The sequence below is a fragment of the Flavobacterium potami genome (assembly GCF_020026915.1).
Classification (GTDB): domain Bacteria; phylum Bacteroidota; class Bacteroidia; order Flavobacteriales; family Flavobacteriaceae; genus Flavobacterium; species Flavobacterium potami.
Genome location: NZ_JAINUY010000033.1, coordinates 1 through 291 on the forward strand (window position 1 = coordinate 1; position 291 = coordinate 291).

Sequence of the window (291 nt, forward strand, 5' to 3'; positions counted from 1 at the left end):
CTGGACTGTATCTTCGAGCCTTTTGTAACCACCAAAGCCTCCCGCCAGGGAATGGGTTTGGGGTTGTCGATAGTACATACTGTCATAACCCGTATGGGAGGCAGGGTCATAGCCGGCAACAACCCGGATAAGGGAGCCAGTTTCACTATACAATTGCCTTTGATATGATTTTGGCGACAATCCGATTAGGTTAGGTTTAGCCTTGTTAAGGCATATGTAACTATGGAGGTAGCAAGCATGGATATTCTAATCGTTGATGATGAAGCTCGCAGCCGTTCACATACCGCCGAT

General features: G+C 47.4%; 1 protein-coding gene. It reads left to right on the forward strand.

All coding sequences use genetic code 11. The features are described 5' to 3' along the window. Positions 1-9: 9 nt before the first annotated feature. Complete coding sequence (locus K6T82_RS24705) at positions 10-168, forward strand: ATP-binding protein (RefSeq protein WP_223711581.1); 159 nt, start codon at positions 10-12, stop codon at positions 166-168. Positions 169-291: the final 123 nt, after the last annotated feature.